This is a genomic window from Janthinobacterium sp. HH102 (assembly GCF_001758625.2).
Classification (GTDB): Bacteria; Pseudomonadota; Gammaproteobacteria; order Burkholderiales; family Burkholderiaceae_D; genus Janthinobacterium.
The window spans coordinates 1,336,743-1,354,841 of the sequence record NZ_CP062062.1 but is presented as its reverse complement, the minus strand read 5'-3'; the positions used below and the strand labels follow the sequence as shown (position 1 = coordinate 1,354,841).

19 protein-coding genes are annotated in these 18,099 nt (G+C 62.7%); 17 read left to right on the top strand and 2 right to left on the bottom strand.

Annotated elements, in window-relative coordinates; genetic code table 11:
• The 6 genes from cobU to JAB4_RS06170 are packed head-to-tail and all read left to right on the top strand — an operon-like array spanning position 1 to position 5,643.
• Positions 1-567 (top strand): bifunctional adenosylcobinamide kinase/adenosylcobinamide-phosphate guanylyltransferase, encoded by a 567-nt coding sequence (gene cobU, locus JAB4_RS06195; protein ID WP_070219378.1) that lies wholly within the window; start codon positions 1-3, stop codon positions 565-567.
• Complete coding sequence (cbiB, locus tag JAB4_RS06190) at positions 561-1,514, top strand: adenosylcobinamide-phosphate synthase CbiB (protein WP_070219377.1); 954 nt, start codon at positions 561-563, stop codon at positions 1,512-1,514. The genes cobU and cbiB overlap by 7 nt, the downstream gene beginning before the upstream one ends.
• Positions 1,507-2,493: a threonine-phosphate decarboxylase CobD gene (gene cobD, locus JAB4_RS06185; protein WP_070219376.1), complete on the top strand. Its 987-nt coding sequence runs from the start codon at positions 1,507-1,509 to the stop codon at positions 2,491-2,493. The genes cbiB and cobD overlap by 8 nt, the downstream gene beginning before the upstream one ends.
• Positions 2,490-3,389, top strand: coding sequence for a cobalamin-binding protein (locus JAB4_RS06180; protein WP_070219375.1), 900 nt, complete (start codon positions 2,490-2,492; stop codon positions 3,387-3,389). Before cobD ends, JAB4_RS06180 begins: the two co-directional genes overlap by 4 nt.
• Positions 3,386-4,192: an ABC transporter substrate-binding protein gene (locus JAB4_RS06175; RefSeq protein ID WP_070219374.1), complete on the top strand. Its 807-nt coding sequence runs from the start codon at positions 3,386-3,388 to the stop codon at positions 4,190-4,192. Before JAB4_RS06180 ends, JAB4_RS06175 begins: the two co-directional genes overlap by 4 nt.
• Positions 4,189-5,643 (top strand): cobyric acid synthase, encoded by a 1,455-nt coding sequence (locus JAB4_RS06170; RefSeq protein ID WP_070219373.1) that lies wholly within the window; start codon positions 4,189-4,191, stop codon positions 5,641-5,643. Before JAB4_RS06175 ends, JAB4_RS06170 begins: the two co-directional genes overlap by 4 nt.
• Positions 5,644-5,743: 100 nt before the next feature.
• Here the strand turns inward: JAB4_RS06170 and JAB4_RS06165 are convergent, their stop codons facing one another.
• Positions 5,744-6,889 carry a hypothetical protein gene (locus tag JAB4_RS06165; RefSeq protein ID WP_070219372.1) on the bottom strand — a complete coding sequence of 382 codons (1,146 nt, stop codon included), beginning with the start codon at positions 6,887-6,889 and terminating at the stop codon, positions 5,744-5,746.
• Between the two features lie 206 nt (positions 6,890-7,095).
• Here JAB4_RS06165 and JAB4_RS06160 point away from each other — a divergent pair, with 206 nt between their 5' ends.
• From JAB4_RS06160 to yacG, 11 genes are all read left to right on the top strand, one after another.
• Positions 7,096-8,568: a DHA2 family efflux MFS transporter permease subunit gene (locus JAB4_RS06160; RefSeq protein WP_227742102.1), complete on the top strand. Its 1,473-nt coding sequence runs from the start codon at positions 7,096-7,098 to the stop codon at positions 8,566-8,568.
• A gap of 73 nt (positions 8,569-8,641) precedes the next feature.
• Positions 8,642-9,838 carry a type II secretion system F family protein gene (locus JAB4_RS06155; RefSeq protein WP_070219370.1) on the top strand — a complete coding sequence of 399 codons (1,197 nt, stop codon included), beginning with the start codon at positions 8,642-8,644 and terminating at the stop codon, positions 9,836-9,838.
• Positions 9,839-10,621: 783 nt separating this feature from the next.
• Positions 10,622-11,356, top strand: a complete 735-nt coding sequence (locus JAB4_RS06150) for a TetR/AcrR family transcriptional regulator (RefSeq protein ID WP_070219369.1) — start codon at positions 10,622-10,624, stop codon at positions 11,354-11,356.
• Complete coding sequence (locus tag JAB4_RS06145) at positions 11,353-12,696, top strand: AarF/ABC1/UbiB kinase family protein (protein ID WP_070219368.1); 1,344 nt, start codon at positions 11,353-11,355, stop codon at positions 12,694-12,696. Before JAB4_RS06150 ends, JAB4_RS06145 begins: the two co-directional genes overlap by 4 nt.
• A gap of 148 nt (positions 12,697-12,844) precedes the next feature.
• The gene (locus JAB4_RS06140; protein WP_070219367.1) at positions 12,845-13,234 is read left to right on the top strand and encodes a hypothetical protein; all 390 of its coding nucleotides are present in this window, start codon (positions 12,845-12,847) and stop codon (positions 13,232-13,234) included.
• 133 nt (positions 13,235-13,367) lie between these two features.
• Positions 13,368-14,009, top strand: coding sequence for a DJ-1/PfpI family protein (locus JAB4_RS06135; RefSeq protein ID WP_070219366.1), 642 nt, complete (start codon positions 13,368-13,370; stop codon positions 14,007-14,009).
• A 216-nt stretch (positions 14,010-14,225) separates the two neighbouring features.
• On the top strand, positions 14,226-14,816 hold the full coding sequence (locus JAB4_RS06130; RefSeq protein ID WP_070219365.1) for a DUF2867 domain-containing protein: 591 nt from the start codon (positions 14,226-14,228) through the stop codon (positions 14,814-14,816).
• A 285-nt stretch (positions 14,817-15,101) separates the two neighbouring features.
• Positions 15,102-15,971, top strand: coding sequence for an A24 family peptidase (locus tag JAB4_RS06125; RefSeq protein WP_070219386.1), 870 nt, complete (start codon positions 15,102-15,104; stop codon positions 15,969-15,971).
• Positions 15,972-15,993: 22 nt separating this feature from the next.
• Positions 15,994-16,641: a dephospho-CoA kinase gene (coaE, locus tag JAB4_RS06120; RefSeq protein ID WP_070219364.1), complete on the top strand. Its 648-nt coding sequence runs from the start codon at positions 15,994-15,996 to the stop codon at positions 16,639-16,641.
• 62 nt (positions 16,642-16,703) lie between these two features.
• Positions 16,704-17,459, top strand: coding sequence for a cell division protein ZapD (zapD, locus tag JAB4_RS06115; protein WP_070219363.1), 756 nt, complete (start codon positions 16,704-16,706; stop codon positions 17,457-17,459).
• Between the two features lie 18 nt (positions 17,460-17,477).
• The gene (gene yacG / locus JAB4_RS06110) at positions 17,478-17,669 is read left to right on the top strand and encodes a DNA gyrase inhibitor YacG (RefSeq protein WP_034785391.1); all 192 of its coding nucleotides are present in this window, start codon (positions 17,478-17,480) and stop codon (positions 17,667-17,669) included.
• Positions 17,670-17,672: 3 nt separating this feature from the next.
• On the opposite strand, the gene JAB4_RS06105 is transcribed toward yacG, so the two are convergent.
• Complete coding sequence (locus JAB4_RS06105; RefSeq protein ID WP_139143048.1) at positions 17,673-18,095, bottom strand: type II toxin-antitoxin system VapC family toxin; 423 nt, start codon at positions 18,093-18,095, stop codon at positions 17,673-17,675.
• Between the last annotated feature and the right edge of the window lie 4 nt (positions 18,096-18,099).

Below are 18,099 nucleotides of genomic sequence, written 5' to 3'. Positions count from 1 at the left end.
ATGACGCGCACCCTGGTCTTCGGCGGCGCCCGCTCCGGCAAGAGCGCCTATGCCGAAAAGCTGGCCCGCGAGTCCGGCAAGGAAGTGCTCTACATCGCCACCGCGCAGGCGGGCGATGTAGAGATGGCCACGCGCATCACGCATCACCGTGCCCAGCGCCCGGCCGGGTGGGTGACTATCGAAGAACCGCTGCGCCTGGGCGACGCCATCCTGCGGGAAGCACTGCCCGGCAGGCTGCTGCTGGTCGACTGCCTGACACTGTGGCTGACGAATTTGATGTTTTCCGGCGGCGCGACGTATCCGGACGTGGGCGACCTGGCCCTGCCCGAACTGTTCCACAGCGAGCGCGCGCACCTGCTGTACGCGCTGGCCGAAATCGAAGACACCGGCTGCGACCTCGTGCTCGTCTCGAATGAAGTGGGCATGGGCATCGTCCCCTACGGCGCCATCTCGCGCTGCTTCACCGATGAAGCGGGCCGCTTGAACCAGGCCGTGGCCGCCGTGTGCGACAAGGCTGTCTTTGTCGCCGCCGGCTTGCCCCTGTACCTGAAAGGCAGCCCATGCTGAGCGGCCTGTCGCTGCCCATGCTGGCCGCCTTGATGGCGGCCGGCGTGCTGCTCGACATGCTGCTGGGAGAAACGCGCCGCTGGCATCCATTGGTGGGTTTTGGCCGCCTCGCCAGCGCGCTCGAGCGCCTGCTGAACCGGGGCCGTGGGCGTTTCCTGCGCGGCGCGCTGGCATGGGCATTGGCCGTGCTGCCCCTCAGCTATGCCGCCTGGTGGCTGTGCGGCCTGGCCGGGGCGGCCTTGCACGTCCTTTTGCTGTATCTGTGCCTCGGCTTGCGCAGCCTGCGCGACCACAATCAACCGATCGCCGATGCCCTGGCCATCGATGACCTGGACAACGCGCGCCTGCTGACGGCGCGCATCGTCAGCCGCGACACGGCCAATGCCGATGCGGCCAGCCTGGCCAAGGCCAGCACGGAGTCCTTGCTGGAAAACGGCAACGACGCCGTCTTCGGCACCCTGTTCTGGTTTGCCGTGGCGGGCGGCCCCGGCGCCGTGCTTTTCAGGCTGGCCAATACCCTCGACGCCATGTGGGGCTACCGCAATGCGCGCTACGACTGGTTCGGCTGCTGCGCCGCGCGCATCGACGACATCCTCAATTACCTGCCGGCGCGTCTGACGGCCTTGTCCTATGTCTTGCTGGGCAAGAGCATGGCGGACAAAAAAAACGCATGGCACTGCTGGCGCACGCAGGCGCCCAATTGGGGCAGCCCGAATGCGGGGCCCGTGATGGCCAGCGGCGCCGGCGCCCTGGGCCTGGCCCTGGGCGGCGACGCCATCTATGACGGCGAGCTGGAACGCCGCCCGCCTTTGGGCGCCGGCCGTCCCGCCGAAGCGCGCGACATCGACCGCGCCTGGCGCCTGGTCGCCGAAACGGCTGTCTTGTGGCTGATCTGGGTGGCGCTGCTGGCGGGCCTGTCTTACCTGCGGGAGACCTATCTTGCTTGAACATGGCGGCAACCTGCGCGACGCGGCGCGCGAATACGGCCGGCCGATCGCCGACTGGATCGACCTGTCGACCGGCATCAATCCGCACTGGTACGCGGCGCCAGCACCCGACGCCAACGCCTGGCACCGGCTGCCGGAAGCCGATCCCGCGCTGGCGGCCGCCGCCTGCGCGTATTACGACGCGCCGGCCATGCTGCCCGTGGCAGGCACGCAAGCCGCCATCCAGGCCCTGCCCCGGCTGCGCGCACCGTCGCGCGTGGCAGTGGCCGCGCCGTCGTATGCGGAACATGCGCACCACTGGGGCCAGCACGGCCACCAGTTGCGGCAAGTGCCGTATGCGCTGCTGGCCGATGCCGTCGACCACTGCGACGTGCTGGTCGTCTGCAACCCGAACAATCCCACGGGCGAACGCATCGCACCGGAACTGCTGCTGGAGTGGGCCGGCAAGCTGGCCGCGCGCGGCGGCTGGCTGGTGGTCGATGAAGCGTTTGGCGACACGGAGTCCCACGCCAGCCTGGGTCCCCATGCGCATCGGCCAGGCTTGATCGTGCTGCGCTCGGTAGGCAAATTCTTTGGCCTGGCGGGCCTGCGCCTGGGCTTTGTCGCCGCCCATCCCGCGCTGCTGGCACAGCTGGCCGACACGCTGGGTCCGTGGACCGTCAGCGGCCCGGCGCAGCAAACGGCGCTGGCCGCCCTGAACGACACGCGCTGGCAGGAAGCCATGCGCAAGCGCCTGCGCGGCGAAGGCGCCCGCCTGCGCCAGTTATTGGCCGCGCACGGCATCGCCAGCAACGGCACGGCGCTGTTTCAATGGTGGCCGGAAGCACGCGCCGAGGCGCTCTGGCGCCACATGGCGGAATCGGGCATCTGGGTGCGCCTGTTCCGCCATGCCGCCCATGGCATCCGCCTGGGCCTGCCCCCCGACGAACATGCCTGGCTGCGCCTGCAGCAGGCCCTCACCGCATGGAAGCACACATGAAAATCCTGAAAATATCGCTGCTGCTGGCCGGACTGGTCTCGCTGCAGGCGCATGCCGCCATCACCGTGCGCGACGACGACGGCAATACCGTCACCGTGGCAAAACCGGCACAGCGCATCCTGGCGCTGGCGCCGCACGTCACGGAACTGCTGTTCGCGGCCGGCGGCGGCGACAAGATCGCCGGCGTCGTCAGCTACAGCGACTACCCGGAAGCGGCCAAGAAACTGCCTCAGGTGGGCGACAACCGCCAGTACGACATGGAACGCATCATCGCCATGAAGCCGGACCTGATCGTCGTGTGGATGCATGGCAGCGCCGAGCGCCAGATCGCCATGCTGCGCCAGCTGAAGGTGCCCATCTATCACAGCGAGCCGCGCAAGCTGGCCGATATCCCCGACAGCATGGAGCGCCTGGGCCAGCTGATGGGCACGGAAAAAATCGCCAGGCCGGCCGCCGCCCAGCTGCGCGCCAAACTGGCCAGCTTGACGGCGCAATACGCGCAGCGCCCGCCCGTGCGCGTGTTTTACCAGGTATGGGACAAACCTCTATATACCTTGAGCGGCGCGAGCATCATCAGCGATTCGATGCGCGTGTGCGGCGGCCAGAATGTGTTCGCCGCGATGAAGGTGGTGGCGCCCGTCGTCACGCCGGAAGGCGTGCTGCAGGAAGACCCGGAAGTCATCTTCGGCACCAGCGAAAAGAGCGACCCGCGCAGCGAAGGCGGCCTGGCCATGTGGCGCGCCTTCCCGTCGATGACGGCCGTGCGCAAAAATAACCTGTTCCGCCTGAATGGCGACCTGCTCAACCGCGCCGGCCCGCGCATGATCGAAGGCACGGCCGCCATGTGCGAACAGCTGGAAACGGCGCGCCAGCGCCGCGCCAAGTCCGCATCATGAGCCACTACCAGCGCATCGCCTGTTTATCGACGGAGGCCGTGGAGACGCTGTACGCGCTGGGCGCCGAGGACGTCATCGCGGGCATCTCGGGCTTTACCGTGCGTCCGCCACGGGCGCGCGAGGAAAAAACCAAGATCAGCGGCTTTTCATCCACGAACCTGGAACGCATCCTGGCAGTGGAGCCGGATCTCGTGATCGGCTTTTGCGACATGCAGGCCGATATCTGCCGCGACCTGGTCAGGGCCGGCATCGAAGTACACCAGTTCAACCAGCGCACGGTCGACGGCATCCTGCGCATGATCGCCGTGCTGGCCGCGCTGGTGCAGCGCGAGGAAGCGGGCAAATTGCTGATCGCCAGCCTGCGCGCGGACATCGCCGCCGCACAGGCCCGCGCAATGTCGTGGACGCGCAAGCCCGTGATTTACTTTGAGGAGTGGAACGATCCCCTGATGAGCGGTATCGGCTGGGCGGCGGAACTGATCGCCATCGCCGGCGGCACGGACGCCTTCCCGGAATTGTCCCGGCAGCCCGGCGCAAAGGAACGCATCATCGCCGATTCCCGTGACGTGGCCGCACGCGCGCCCGACATCATCCTCGCCAGCTGGTGCGGCAAGAAGTTCCAGCCCACGCAACTGGCGGCGCGCCCGGGCTGGGATGCGATTCCCGCCGTGAAAAACCAGATGCTGTTCGAGATCAAGTCGCCCGACATCCTGTCGCCCGGCCCGGCGGCGATTACCGAAGGGCTGCGCCAGATCAGCGACATCATCGCGCGCTGGCAACATCTGCAGGAGCAGCAGACATGAAGAGCCCCTTCCCCGTCCTGATGGTGCAGGGCACGACATCCGACGCGGGCAAGAGCACCGTCGTCGCGGCCCTGTGCCGCTTATTGAAACGGCGTGGCGTGACGGTAGCGCCGTTCAAGCCGCAAAACATGGCCTTGAACAGCGCGGTGACGAGCGACGGCGGCGAGATCGGCCGCGCCCAGGCCTTGCAGGCGCTGGCCTGCGGCATCGCGCCGCACACGGACATGAATCCGGTGCTCTTGAAACCGTCGTCGAACACGGGCGCGCAAGTGATCATCCACGGCAAGGTACGCGCCGAGATGGATGCGCGCGACTACCAGCAATATAAGACCATCGCGATGGGCGCCGTGCTGGAATCCTTTACGCGCTTGCGCCAGCAATACGACGCCGTCATCGTCGAAGGCGCGGGCAGCCCCGCCGAAGTCAATCTGCGCGCGCGCGACATCGCCAACATGGGCTTTGCCGAAGCCGTCGACTGCCCCGTGATCCTGGTGGCCGACATCGACCGGGGCGGCGTCTTCGCCCACATCATCGGCACCCTGGCGTGTTTGTCCGACAGCGAACGGGCACGCATCGTCGGCTTCGTCATCAACCGCTTCCGCGGCGACATCTCGCTGCTTGCGCCCGGCATCGAGTGGCTGGAACAGCAGACGGGCAAGCCCGTGCTGGCCGTGCTGCCCTACCTGCAAGGCCTGTTCCTCGATGCGGAAGACGCCGTCGAAACGACGCAAGCCGAACGGGGCGCCTTCAAGGTGGTGGTGCCGCAACTGCCGCGCATCAGCAACCACACGGATGTCGACGCGCTGCGCGCCCACCCCGGCATCGACCTGCAATTTATCCAGCAGGGGCAGCCGATTCCGCCGGCCGACCTGGTGATCCTGCCCGGCAGCAAGAACACGCGTGGCGACCTGGCCTGGCTGCAGCAGCAAGGCTGGCCCGCCTACCTGGCCAAGCACCTGCGCTATGGCGGCAAGGTGCTGGGCATCTGCGGCGGCTTCCAGATGCTGGGGCAAAGCGTGCGCGATCCGCGGGGCGTGGAAGGCGCGGCTGGAGAGTCAGCGGCACTGGGTTTGCTCGACCTGGTGACGGAGCTGACAGCGGAAAAACGCCTGCAGCAAGTCGCCGGCCATTGCGCGTTTGGCGGCGCGGCCGAAGCGCCCGTGTCAGGCTATGAAATCCACATGGGCATGTCGCATGGCGCGGCGCTGGCGCAGCCGGCTTTCGTCATCGACGGGCGGCCGGAAGGCGCCGTATCGGGCGACGGGCAAATCCTCGGCAGCTACTTGCACGGCATGTTCGACACGCCCGCCGCGTGTGCGGCGCTGCTGCGCTGGGCGGGGCTGGACTCCGGCCACACGGTGGACACCGCCGCCCTGCGCGAAGCGAGCCTGGAACGGATTGCCGATGCGGCGATGCCGTTGATGGATGCGCTGGAACGAATGCCACGCTGATGGTGATGTCGGGTTACGCCGTACCGGCTAACCCGACCTGCTTGCACCGACCCGTGGTAGGTCGGATTAGCGCGTGAGCGCGTAATCCGACACCTAGCCCTTAATTTTTCAAGCATGTGCCCATGTACGAGCGGTCGGTCGAAAACTCGACCGCCATACTCGACGACACCGGCATGAACATCGAGTAATCTGCCGGCACGTCGGCCGGGTCCTTGAACACGGCGATGCCATCGAAATCGACGGCCTGCGCGCCCAGGCCCAGCTTGTTGGCGGTGATGGTTTCCGCGTGCGTCTTGCCGCTCGTGTTATTCGTCAAGGTGGCGGTGTTGCCCGCAATCTCGATCTTGGCGCTGATGCCCGGCGCCGCGCAGGCGTAAGTACCGGCGATTTCGCTGCCGATCTTCTGTTGTTTGGCGGCCACGATGGTACCGACGCGCAGCACGTTTTCCTGGTTGCGGCTGTAGCGGTCGATAAACAGCGCCAGCCCCCGGTCCCCCGCATGCACGTGGACGATGCCGAAATCCTGCTGGCCCTGGCGGGCGACGAGCAAGCCATTCTTCGCATCCTTGACCAGGGTCAGGCTGGCGTTTTCCGCTTCCAGCTGCGGCGATACCGCGGAGCACACGCCTTGCGCATTGAACACGCCGCCATTACACAGTTGCGCGCTGCCATCGGCCGCCACCTTGAGGCTGCCTTTCGGATTGAAACGGTCGCCGCCGTTCGAGGCATTGCGCATGGCCCCCAGGAAAATATAGCTGCCGGCCAGCCTGGCCACGTCGCCCACCGCATAGCCGGTGCCGCTGACGGTCGAGACCATATTACCCAATTTGATATTGCCCGAAAGAAGACGCGTGCGCGCATCGACGGTGACGCTGAAATCCGTTGCCGTGTAGGTGGTGAGATGGCCGACGGTGACGGCGCTGAACGTGCCGCTGCGGTCGCTCAAGCCGAACTGCGTCGACAGCACGCGGATCGCGTAGGTTTTCTTCGCGCTGTCGAACGTGATGCGCCACGTGTCGCCGATATCGGCCGCCACATCATACACCGTCTCGTCTGCATTGGCGCCGGCGATCACGGCCAGGCCAGCCTGGGCCGCGACCGCTTGCGAGGCGACCGTCACGGGATCGGGGACGGGCGTGACCACGACGGGCGGCGTGACTGGCGCTTCCGGCGTACCGCCATCGCTGCCGCCGCCGCAGGCGGACAGGGCGGCGCTCAGGGCAAGGAAGGTAAGTGCATTTTTCATGTGATAGGACTTTCGGGAAGGAGGGGCGGGAACTGCCGGAAAACACATGCTAGCCTTGCCAGTAATCTATTGCCATGGAACAAATGTTCCATGGACGATGCCCCCGGCGCACTGCCAGAATGAATGGCGCGGGCGGCACGCGGGCACCATTTATGTGACAATTCATCGTACTGTCGGCTCCGTCTTACCTCCTCAGGCTCGCATCCATGACCAGTTCCCCGATTAAAAGCTACCTTCCCTGGGTGGTCGCCACCGCCCTGTTCATGGAGCAACTCGACTCCACCATCGTCAACACCGCCATTCCCGCCATGGCCGCCAGCCTGCATGTGACGCCGCTGAGCCTGAAGGCCGTCGTCACCAGCTACATCCTGAGCCTGGCCGTGTGCATTCCCATCAGCGGCTGGATGGCCGACCGCTTCGGCACGCGGCGCGTGTTTTCCGCCGCCGTTGCCATCTTTACCATCGCTTCCATCCTGTGCGGCCTGTCCGTCAATGCGCCGATGCTGGTGGCCGCGCGCCTGCTGCAAGGGGTGGGCGCGGCCATGATGATGCCGGTGGGCCGGCTCACCATCATCCGCACCTTTCCCAAGTCGCAATTGCTGGCGGCCATGAATTTCGTCATCATCCCCGCCCTGATCGGCCCCCTGCTGGGCCCCACGGTGGGAGGATTGATCGTGCACTGGCTGTCGTGGCGCGAGATTTTCTTCGTCAACGTGCCTGTCGGCCTGGCGGCGCTGTACCTGGCGCACCGCTACATGCCCGACTACTATGGGGACAAGCCCCGTCCGCTGGACCTGATCGGCCTGGTGCTGTTCGGCACGGGCATCGCGCTGCTGTCGTGGCTGCTCGAAATCTTCGGCGAACACCGCATCGACGGCACTTCGTTTGCCGTGCTGCTGTTCATTTCCATCAGCCTGCTGGCCGCGTATGCCTGGCATTCAAGCGAAGTGCTGCACCCGCTGCTGCGCCTGACCCTGTTCAAGATCCGCACCTTCCGCGTCTCGGTGGTGGGCGGCTTCGTTACGCGCCTGGGCGTGGGCGGCCTGCCCTTCCTGCTGCCGCTGCTGTACCAGCTGGGCCTGGGCTTGCCCGCCTGGCAGTCGGGCTTGCTGATGATGCCGTCGGCAGCGGCCGCCATGGGCATGAAATTCATTTCCGCGCGCGTGCTGGCCCGCTTCGGCTACCGCCAGGTGCTGATCGTCAACACGGTGCTGATCGGCATCACCATCGCCATGTTTTCGCTCGTGGGCGTGGGCACGCCCCTGTACGTGATCGTCGCCATCAGTCTGTGCATGGGCTTTTTCAATTCGCTGCAGTTTTCCAGCATGAACACCATCGCGTACGCCGACGTCGACAAGAGCGACTCCAGCATGGCCAGCACCATCGCCAGTTCGATGCAGCAACTGTCGATGAGCTTTGGCCTCGCTTTCGGCTCGCTGATCACGGGCTGGTACCTGGGCGACATGCCGCAGTCGGACCGCGCCATGCTCAGTACGGCCCTGCACCACGCCTTCCTCACCCTGGCCGCCCTGACGGTGCTGTCCTCGCTGACCTTCTGGACCCTGCGCCGCGACGATGGCGAAAGCATCAGCAAGGGCACGGACAGCGACGAGGACGATGCGGCCGACGTGAAGGCCCAGGCCGTTGTGCAGACGGAAGTGCAAACCACAAAAAGCTGAGCCACATCAAGCCTGCCGCCAGCGCCGCTGGTGCTTTTGTCCGGCGCTGCTACCGTGACGGCAGGAGGTGCACATGGCGGTCGAGCGGCGCTTTGCGTGGAAGGGCACGGACCGCCATGGCAAGGCGGCCGAAGGCGTCTTGCGCGCCGCCGACGCCGGCGCGGCCACGGTCGCGCTACGACGCCAGGGCATCCTGGCCACCCGGGTACAGGCCGCGCGCGCCGCGCCGGGCAAGGCCATCACGCGCAAGGATATCGCCCTGTTCACGCGCCAGTTGTCGACCATGATGGCGGCCGGCGTGCCGCTGCTGCACGCCTTCGACATCGCAGGCAAGGGCCACGCCAAACCCGCGATCACCGAGCTGATGCGCGACTTGCGCCACGACATCGAAGCGGGCAGCAGCCTGCAGCAAGCGTTCCGCCAGTTTCCCCTGCTGTTTGACGAGCTGTATTGCAACCTGCTGGCGGCGGGCGAACAGGCCGGCATCGTGCAGGACTTGCTGGCGCGCCTGGCCACGCACCAGGAAAAAGCCATCGCCTTGCGGCGGCAGGTGCGCGGCGCGCTGATGTATCCGCTGGTCATCGTACTCGTCGCCATCGTTGTCACGGCCATCATCATGAGCGTGGTCGTGCCCGCCTTCCGCCAGGTCTTCGACAGCTTCGGCGCGCCCTTGCCGTTGCCCACCCTGGCCGTCATGGGCGTGTCCGCCTTTCTGGTCCGCTACTGGCTGGTCTTGCTGGCAGCGCTCGTGCTCGTTTGCGTGCTGCTGCACCTGGCCTGGCGCCGCTGGCCCGTCTTAAGGCGCAACACGCAACTGCGGGCACTGCGCCTGCCCGTGTTCGGCCCGCTCCTGCGCAAGGCGGCAATCGCCCGCTGGACGCGCACCCTGGCCGCCATGTTCGCCGCCGGCGTGCCGCTGCTCGACTCGCTCGGCCTCGTGGGCGCCGCCTCCGGCCACGCGCTGTACCACGAAGCGACAGCGCGCATCGAGCGTGAAATCCGCGCCGGCGGCGGCCTGGCCCTGGCCATGGAACACAGCGGCGTATTTCCCCCGCTGCTGACGCAACTGGCCCTGATCGGCGAGGAGTCGGGCGCGCTCGACGCCATGCTGTCGCGCGCGGCCGAGATCATCGAGGCGGACATTGACGCCACCGTCGCCACCCTGTCGGCCCTGCTGGAACCGGCGCTGATGGTGGTGCTGGGTGTGCTCGTCGGCTCCCTCGTGATTGCCCTGTATTTGCCGATTTTCAAGTTGGGAGCCGTGATTTGACTGCGCGCCTGTAGGTTCTTAGTGATGAGACATGATGGAAGCGTTCGATGAGTCAGGACTCGGTGCAACATGCCGTATCACGATGGGCATTCGAAGCCGGGCTTAGACGTGCCGATGCCCAAATCAATGTCGCCAGTCCTCATGCATCTCCAGGGACGGTGTCCGAATCGACTACGTAGCCGCGAGAATATGGTTCTTACGAGCTGCTGAGCAGGGCCATGCCGTCGCCCGGTACTACTTAGGCCCACATGGCGCGTTGCCGCTCGCCTACTGGCACCGCCCTGGCATCATCAAATCGCAGCCTCGGGCTCCACGTCCTGAATCGCACAAATCCATGAGTCAGAAGCCGTGCCGAGGCGCGGCGCTGCCAAGTTCGGTGGATTGCCACCGACACCCGGCATGAAGCCATGCTTGGAATACATCGACCTCTTTATCAAATAATAGTCATTGACTATGCAATAGATGTGAAATATATTAAATGAATAGATAGTAAGTATCGTATATTCATATCGCAATGTAGGGCATGAGGTAATCTCGAGAATGGATATGGCAAATACAGTGGTCTGGTTCACGTACTGGTCGGGGCTTGCACGCGTCGTCTGTGGCGTCGTCAAGTTCAAGAGGCACGTGGCCGCAACTTTCTCGCAAGCCATTCTATGAATGGATATTTTGTAGCTGCGGGGGCAACGATATGCCTGCTCGCCGTCGCACTGCTTACATGGTAGGGCCAGACTTGATTGTTTCGCCCCGCCCCGACATTCCACTCTTTTTCAAATTTCGATCATGCGTACTTCCAAAGCCCAACAAGCCAAAAACCATCGGCTGATCATTCAGACCGCAGTGGACCTGATGACCCAGCATGGGTTTGAGGGCACCACGATGAAGCAGATCGCGCGTGCCGCCGACGTCGGTGATGCCACCATCTACAAATACTTCCCTACCAAGGAGAAACTGGTAACCGCCTACTTTCAGCAAGCAATTGCAGACGCAGTGGCGCAGGCCGACAAGACGCAGGGACAGAACGAATTTTCGCTGCAGGAGCGCCTGCAACTGGTGATCGAGAGTCTGCTGGAAGGTTTGCTGGCCGACCGCGAATTTGTGGGTCTGGCGCGTGGCATGGTGGAGCGCGCGCCCACGCTGCTGTTGGGCGAGCAACTACCCGGCAAGCCTTTGCTCCAGCAAACCTTCCTCCAGATGCTGGAGCAGGCCGAGACGACCGGTGAAATCGTGCCTTGCGGCTTCAAGCCCAGCCTGGCCGGACTGTTGGCCGACTATGTGTACGGCGTCATTGCGTACTGGCTGCGCGACACCTCCGAGCAGTTTTCCAACACCACACAAATGGTCGATTTAAGTTTGAGCGTGCTGGTGTTAGCCTTGCGCAGCGGCCTGGTGGACAAGCTGCTGGAGCTGGGCGGTTTCATGGTGCGCAGCCAGCTGGCGCGCCTGATGCAAGACGGCAATGGCTTGCTGGATCTGCTGCAATTGGCCCGCCGCGGCTTGGGCGGGGTACGCTCATGAAGCCCACGACCAGGACGAACAAGGTTTCGCAGTTGCCGCGCACCGGACGTCTTTCGCGTGGCGCGATTGTCGGCATGGCAGTGGCGCGGGCCGGGCTGACCCACCTGGGCCATAAGGCCAAGTCGATGACGCGCGACGATGCGAAAACGGAACAGGCCCGCGTGGCACATGAGGCGGAACTCGGGCGCATCCTGTTTGCCGCGTTGAACCAGCTCAAGGGCACGGCACTCAAAGCCTCGCAGCTGCTCAGCATGGAACTAGGCTTTCTACCCGAGGGCATGCGCCAGGAACTGGCCCGCGCCCACTACCAGGTTACGCCGCTGAACCGCGCGTTGGTGATCAAAGTGATGCGCCAGGAGTTTGGCCAGGATCCGCAAGCCCTGTTCCAGCAATTCGATCCGATCGCCTTTGCTGCCGCCAGTCTGGGTCAGGTCCACGCTGCCATCATGAGCGACGGTCTGGCAGTGGCCGTCAAACTACAATACCCCGGAATGGCGGACTCCATTGGCAGCGACATGCGTATGCTGCGCAGCCTGCTGCAAGCCTGGGGGGAACGCTCGGAGATGATGCCCAAAGCCGATATCATCGCGCGCATGATGGATGACATCGAACAGAAACTGGCCGAGGAACTGGACTATTTGCACGAGGCACAGACCATGCAATGGTTTGCACAGCATCTCACGCTGCCGGGCCTGGTGATCCCCCAGCCGGTAATGGACCGCACCACACGCCGCGTGCTGACCATGCAACGCCTGCCGGGACTGCATCTCAACGAATGGTTGCTGACCGAACCCGATCAAGCCGCACGTGATCAGGCTGGTCAGTTGCTGTTTGACGCCTTCTTTCATTGCACCTTTGTGCTGCACCGCTTGCAAGCCGACCCGCATCCGGGCAACTATCTGTTCATGCCGGACGGCCGACTGGGCCTGCTGGACTTTGGCTGCACCCGCACGCTGGCCGCTGACTTTTGCCAAGCGCTCAGCGCGCTTTGGTCGGCACAGTTGCGCACCCCGGCGGACCACAGTGCCATGCATCAGGCCTATCGGGACTTGGGCCTGATTGGGCCGAATCTGAATGAGCAGGACTTTTGCCAGCAACTGCTGCCGGCAATGGCCGAGCGGCATGCCTGGCAGAAGTTGCCGTTTACCGTGGCGGTGTATGACTTTGCGCAACACCCGCCATACCCACGTCCATCAGCCGAGCATCAGCGCCAGGCACTTCAGCACCTGCAGTCCTTGCCGGAGGAACTGCCCTACGTAGACCGGGCCTATTTAGGTCTGATCCAGCTTCTCAAAACCCTCGGTGCACGTGTGCGCACCGCCAACGCCTGGATTCGTTAAATGCATACCACGTTTCCGCCTCCGCGATGCGCGGTCTTCATCATGCCTGGCAGCAGCCGTGCCGCGCTTGCGCAGTATCGCCACCACAGTTCAATCACCCGCCGTGAAACCATCAAGCCTATCGGCAACGCTCTCGAAAAGGAAAAACATGTCCAAGTCTGCGTATAGCGCCAAAGTATTCGCCATCTACTTGTTCGTCGTTGGGCCCGTGTTAGTCGTCGCGCCGAACTTCTTGCTGTCGATCTTACAAATGCCGCCAACCTCCGAGGTCTGGATTCATTTGCTTGGCGTTATTGTATCCATGATTGGCGTCTATGCGTGGGTCGCAGCCAAGCACGAAAACAAGCCGTTTCTGGTAGCGTCGGTATACACGCGCCTCTTCGTGTTCGCGGCCTTCACGACCTTCGCTGCCATAGGCCTTGCCAGCCCAATGATCGTTTTTTTCGGCGTCGCAGATCTGCTTGGAGGAATGTGGACCTACTTCGCACTGAAAGCCGACGCGCAGTCGGCAAGAACTGTCCTGGCGGGCCAGCACTGAGCCCCCCTCCAATCAGGAAAAGAAGTTCCTCCCAAACAGATATTTGACGGACTTAGTCACAACTGCGGACGCAAAAAAAAGTGGTGCTCGTCCGTGGTCTCATTTTGAATCAACGCAAACGGCGGAGCGCAACATGAAGAAAATAGTCATCGTGATTTTTGATCATTTCACCGATTTGGATTTATTCCTGATGTGGGACATCCTTGGGAGGAATAAGACGGATTGGCAAGTGAAGATATTGGGAACAAAGGAAGCGCATCAATCCGCAAACGGTCTGATTATCAAGACCCACGGGTGCATCAGCGAAGCGAATGACGCAGACCTTGTATTGTTTTCCAGCGGTAAAGTTGGCGTGAAAGGCGCTATCGCCGACCAGGATTTCATGCGTGCATTTTCCCTGAATCCAGATACGCAGCTCATCGGATCGATCTGTGCCGGCTCCTTCATTCTTGCCAAGTTGGGTCTGCTGGCAAAGGGGCCAGCCACGACTCATCCCGATGCCAAAGAGGAACTGCAAGCCCTGGGAATTGAGGTTCTCGATTTGCCCCTGGTATGCGAAGGGAATGTGGCGACCGCAGGCGGCTGTTTGTCTGCCGTGTATCTGATCGCTTGGGCCGTTGAGGCCTTGTTCGGCCGGGACAAACGTAAAGAAACACTCAGAGAACTTATTCCGGCCGGCCAAAGCGCAATCTATGAACGACTAATTGATACGAGTATTCGAGACGCCATTGCCCCGAAAGCAGGCGTTGGCGCAATATTAAGTAACCCCCAATAAATTATAGTGATTTCTGACTTCCATAACCGGCGCTCTGCTGTGTTGCCCGCTGCTAGCAGTGCTCGCACTGCGTCGCAGCGGGCGCCTTGCATAGCATTCGGTTCTGTTCGTCATAAATTCACAATAATTTCCTGATGATTACTTAGATGGAGCATTCCGGCCCATGTGACCACTATGCAAGCACTCCGTTCGCCAGTGCACGTTTGCAAACTTGGAATGCGCGCCAATCAAAACAACCGCAGTCCGACCGTCACTCACTTTACAGAGAGCGTTTTATTCATGACAAACGAAGCAAACAAAGTCTTCCTCATTGCCGCACCGGCAGCAGCCATGTCGGCGTCAGGATTGACGCGCATTGATTTCTCCGACGGCTATTCCGGTCAGGGGGATCGAACCTACGTGGACGCCGAACAAGCGGGGCGCGCCGTGTTCGCTGAACCGCATTGCATGCTCACCTGGCTCATTATTCTGCGCAACGGAATCGTCGCACCGTTGGGACTAAAGAAAAGTATTAGCTTTAGCGATCGCGGGCTGGGCAAGATTGGCATGTTTCCGATTATTTCAAGTACGGGCACTGAAGTCGTCGTCGGTGGTGACGACAAGCATCTGGATTTTCGGATCTGGATAAGCATTCAACCGAGTCTGAAAGGATCGGAAGTGACGATTTCAACCTTGGTTAAAATAAACAATCTCTTTGGAAGAGTTTATTTGTTTATCATCATGCCGTTTCATAAGCTCCTGACTCGCTCGCTGTTGGCGCGCGCGGTCAACCGGCGCGACAAGGTGCACCGTAAGCCAGAAAGGTGACCTCATTGTTGCCGCCAACCGAATATTGACCATCTAAAGGCAGCGTAAGAGTTTCCAGCGTCCGGTTTGCGGGACAGCCTCCGCAAGCCGGGTGACAAACCCACACATCGGTGAGCGACTGGAAGAATTCGATCCACGCGAAAACTACGGCCGCCATGCTGGCCCGACGTCATCCCTCGACCAGAACCCTGCGCAAAACATCCCCATGTGCTGGCAGATGTTTTACACTGCGGCAGTGCCAAGCAATGTTTGCACGGCAATATCACCACCTCAGACAACGCCACCATGCTGCAAGATACCCTGCTGTTCGCCGCGCCCGGCAATTTGCCCGTCGCCCTCGTCGCCGCCCTGTTCGGCCTGATCGTCGGCAGCTTCCTCAACGTGGTGATCCACCGCGTGCCGAAAATGATGGAGCGCGACTCCGCCAATTACGTGGCGGAAGAAAGCGGCTTGCCCTTGCCGCACACGGACCGCTACAACCTGATGCTGCCGCACTCGAACTGCACCGCTTGCGGCCACCGCATCACGGCCATGGAAAACATCCCCGTCATCAGTTACCTGCTGCTGCGTGGCAAATGCAGCGCCTGCAAGGCCCCCATCTCCGTGCGCTATCCGCTGGTGGAACTGCTGACGGGCGCGCTGTCGGCCCTGCTGATCTGGCATTTCGGCAGCGGCTGGACGGGCCTGGCAACGCTCGTGTTTGCCTGGCTGCTGATCGCCATGACCTTCATCGATGCCGATACGCAAATGCTGCCGGACGACCTCACCTTCCCCCTGCTGTGGGCCGGCTTGCTGGTCAATATCAACGGCACTTTCGTGCCGCTACAGGACGCCGTCATCGGCGCGGCCGCCGGCTACCTGGCCCTGTGGGCCGTGTACTGGGCCTTCAAGCTGGCGACAGGCAAGGAGGGAATGGGCTATGGTGACTTCAAATTGCTGGCGGCGCTCGGTGCGTGGCTGGGCTGGACCATGTTGCCGACGATCATATTGTTGTCGTCGGTGGTCGGCGCCGTGGTCGGCATCGGCCTGATCGTGTTTGCCAAGCGGGGACGCGACAAACCGATTCCCTTCGGCCCCTACCTGGCGGCGGCAGGCCTGATCGCGCTGCTGTACGGCACGCCCCTGTCGCGGCTCACGCTGGGCCTGACCGGCTGACCGGCCCCTTATGGATACACACATGCAACAACAAAACGCCCCCTATTTCAGCGTCGGCCTCACCGGCGGCATCGGTTGCGGCAAGAGCACGGTGGCCGACCTGTTCGCCGCGCGCGGCGCCTCCATCGTCGACACCGACCAGATCGCGCACAGCCTGACGGCGCCCAATGGCGCGGCCATGCCAGCCCTGGTGGCGGAATTTGGCCCCGGCTACGCCGATGCGCGCGGCGCCCTCGACCGTACAAAAATGCGCAACCTCGTGTTTTCCGACGCCGCCGCCAAGGCGAAACTGGAAGCCATCCTGCACCCGCGCATCCGCCAGGCGACCCTGGAGGCGGCCGCCGCAGCAACGGGCAGCTATGTGATCTTTGCCGTGCCCCTGCTGGTCGAGTCCGGCGGCTGGGTGGAGCGGGTCAACCGCGTACTGGTCATCGATTGCCTGGAAAGCCTGCAAGTGTCGCGCGTGATGGCGCGCAATGGCTTGTCGGAAGAACAAGTCAAAGCCATCATGGCCACGCAGGCCACGCGTGCCATGCGCCTGGCGGCGGCGGACGATGTGATCGACAATAATGGCGATTTGGCGGCCCTGGCGCCGCAGATTGCCCAGTTGCACGATTTATATCTGGCATTTTCAAAAAGAATGGCTGGAATCGGGCCGCAACGTTTGTAATTTGTCGACGCTTGGTTCAAAATCACGGGATTGTTTGCAGGTCCTTACTTAAGGGAATTATTTTGATTGTCTACGAATACCCTTTCAACGAACGCATACGTACCTTGTTGCGGCTGGAAGACCTGTACGACAAATTCAAGTTCTTCATCCAGCAAGAGCATGCAATGCAGCATCATGTTGCTTTGGCAACTATTTTCGATATGCTTGAAGTGGCCGGCCGCGCCGACCTGAAGTCCGACCTGCTGCAGGAACTCGAACGCCAGCGCCAGAGCCTGCTGGGCTACCGCAGCAATCCGAACGTGGAGCCGGAAACCCTGGACGCCATCCTCGGCGAACTCGACAGTGTCAGCGGCGCCCTGGTGGCGGCGCAAGGCAAGACGGGCCAGAATATCCGCGACAATGAATGGCTGATGAGCATCCGCGGCCGCACCATCATCCCGGGTGGCGCCTGCGAATTCGACTTGCCCTCGTACTTTGCCTGGCAAAAACGCAGCTGCGAGCAGCGCCTGACCGATATCCACGCGTGGTTCGCCCCGCTGGCACCGCTGTTCGACGCGCTGGCCCTGGTCTTGCGCCTGCTGCGCGATTCCGGCGGTCCCGTCAAGCTGATCGCCAATGGCGGCAGCTACCAGCAAATGCTGCAAGGCAAGGTGTATCAGATGCTGCGCCTGAGCCTCGATGAAAACAGCGGCGCCATCCCGGAAATTTCCGCCAACAAATACATGCTGTGGGTACGCTTCACTACCCAGGGCGGCGACTTGAAACCCAAGCCGCTGGAAGAAGATGTACCATTCGAGCTCACGCTCTGTAATTTTTAACTGTTACTTATTTGCCCCATCATGACCGTCGTTAACTGCCCTACCTGTGCCGCCAAAGTCGAATGGACTGAAGCCAATAAATACCGCCCCTTCTGCTCGGAACGCTGCAAGCAGATCGACCTGGGCGCCTGGGCCGAAGAGAAATACACGATCCCCGCCGCCGACCCGTTCGAAGATCCCCTGGCAGACGAAGACAACAAGCCCCAGTAAGCTTCATTTGAATGGATTTTCCAGGCGCAGCCCCTGCGCCGCGAAACTGTCGAGCCTGCCGCTGACCACCGTCAAGCCATAGGCGATGCCCATCGCCGCGATCTGTCCATCGACGCCATGCGCGTGACTACGGCCATGCAGACGCGCGCACACGAGCGCGCAATCGAGGTCGAATTCCAGCAGCCGCGGCGCATATTCCGCCAGCACGGCTTCCAGCCAGCCTTCCAGCGCCAGTGCTTCCAGCGCCGCTTCGCGCCGCCAGCTGCACTGTATGCCTGCGCGCAATTGCGCGATCACCTGCACCGGCACATAACGCAACTCCGGCGCTACCCGCTCGAAAAAATCGGCCACGCCCGCCGGCGCAGCACTGCCCTTGCGCGCCGCAACGATCACATCCGTATCGACCAGGTAGGCGGGCATAGGCATGGAG

Bases quoted from the DNA above. Each gene is read 5' to 3' on its own strand.
- cobU (WP_070219378.1), top strand. From the start codon at position 1: ATGACGCGCACCCTGGTCTTCGGCGGCGCCCGCTCCGGCAAGAGCGCC.
- cbiB (WP_070219377.1), top strand. From the start codon at position 561: ATGCTGAGCGGCCTGTCGCTGCCCATGCTGGCCGCCTTGATGGCGGCC.
- JAB4_RS06180 (WP_070219375.1), top strand. From the start codon at position 2,490: ATGAAAATCCTGAAAATATCGCTGCTGCTGGCCGGACTGGTCTCGCTG.
- JAB4_RS06175 (WP_070219374.1), top strand. From the start codon at position 3,386: ATGAGCCACTACCAGCGCATCGCCTGTTTATCGACGGAGGCCGTGGAG.
- JAB4_RS06170 (WP_070219373.1), top strand. From the start codon at position 4,189: ATGAAGAGCCCCTTCCCCGTCCTGATGGTGCAGGGCACGACATCCGAC.
- JAB4_RS06165 (WP_070219372.1), bottom strand. From the start codon at position 6,889: ATGAAAAATGCACTTACCTTCCTTGCCCTGAGCGCCGCCCTGTCCGCC.
- JAB4_RS06160 (WP_227742102.1), top strand. From the start codon at position 7,096: ATGACCAGTTCCCCGATTAAAAGCTACCTTCCCTGGGTGGTCGCCACC.
- JAB4_RS06155 (WP_070219370.1), top strand. From the start codon at position 8,642: ATGGCGGTCGAGCGGCGCTTTGCGTGGAAGGGCACGGACCGCCATGGC.
- JAB4_RS06150 (WP_070219369.1), top strand. From the start codon at position 10,622: ATGCGTACTTCCAAAGCCCAACAAGCCAAAAACCATCGGCTGATCATT.
- JAB4_RS06145 (WP_070219368.1), top strand. From the start codon at position 11,353: ATGAAGCCCACGACCAGGACGAACAAGGTTTCGCAGTTGCCGCGCACC.
- JAB4_RS06140 (WP_070219367.1), top strand. From the start codon at position 12,845: ATGTCCAAGTCTGCGTATAGCGCCAAAGTATTCGCCATCTACTTGTTC.
- JAB4_RS06135 (WP_070219366.1), top strand. From the start codon at position 13,368: ATGAAGAAAATAGTCATCGTGATTTTTGATCATTTCACCGATTTGGAT.
- JAB4_RS06130 (WP_070219365.1), top strand. From the start codon at position 14,226: ATGCGCGCCAATCAAAACAACCGCAGTCCGACCGTCACTCACTTTACA.
- JAB4_RS06125 (WP_070219386.1), top strand. From the start codon at position 15,102: ATGCTGCAAGATACCCTGCTGTTCGCCGCGCCCGGCAATTTGCCCGTC.
- coaE (WP_070219364.1), top strand. From the start codon at position 15,994: ATGCAACAACAAAACGCCCCCTATTTCAGCGTCGGCCTCACCGGCGGC.
- JAB4_RS06105 (WP_139143048.1), bottom strand. From the start codon at position 18,095: ATGCCTATGCCCGCCTACCTGGTCGATACGGATGTGATCGTTGCGGCG.